Below are 765 nucleotides of genomic sequence, written 5' to 3' on the forward strand. Positions count from 1 at the left end.
TTCATAGGTTTTGTTGTCTTGTGGCACAGTCCCACCGGTTGCGCCATTTTTATCATATGTCACATAATAAGGAAGTGCCTCATATGCGCCTAAATCAATTGCCGCTCCTTGTTTACGAGGGTTACCCACAATATCCGTTGATGTAGTATTCCAACTATCATTTCCTTTATCAATCGCTGGGGATTTCGCTCGTAGGCGATAATCACTAGTTGTTGGGTCGATAAATAGTTCGGCTGCTGTGTAAGATCCTGCTATCTTTGTTCCTGACTCATCATAAAAATTGCCGACATATACTCCATTTTCAGCTTCCTTATCAACTATACTACTTTCAATCTCGCCGCTATAGTCGGTAATCGCTGGTTGCCCATGATTGGCTATAATAATACTATTGCGAATTTTACTTCCCGAGTCTCCGCCATAAATAGCACTTGTATTCCCACTCATTGTGACATTCGTTAGCGTGGAACTACTACTAACATTGTACATGCCACCTCCACTACTAGTTGCGCTATTGCTACTGAACGTCACATTCGTTAGCTTGAGGCTATTATTATAATCATTGTACATGCCGCCTCCATCCATTGCGCGATTGCTACTGAACGTCACATTCGTTAGCGTGGGGTTACTAGTATTATTGTACATGCCGCCGCCTCCATCCCTTGCGCTATTGCTACTGAACGTCACATTCGTTAACGTGGGGTTACTACTACTATTGAACATGCCGCCTCCAAAATTGGCGCGATTGCTACTGAACGTCACATTCGT

General features: G+C 43.5%; 1 protein-coding gene. It reads right to left on the bottom strand.

Features of this window, described 5'->3' with window-relative positions; all coding sequences use genetic code 11:
- The coding region (locus tag C9J34_RS21570; protein WP_202973697.1) for a choice-of-anchor Q domain-containing protein at positions 1-720 on the bottom strand (720 nt) is incomplete at its 3' end.
- Positions 721-765: the final 45 nt, after the last annotated feature.

The sequence above is a fragment of the Metasolibacillus meyeri genome (assembly GCF_003049505.1).
In the GTDB taxonomy this organism is placed as follows: Bacteria; Bacillota; Bacilli; order Bacillales_A; family Planococcaceae; genus Metasolibacillus; species Metasolibacillus meyeri.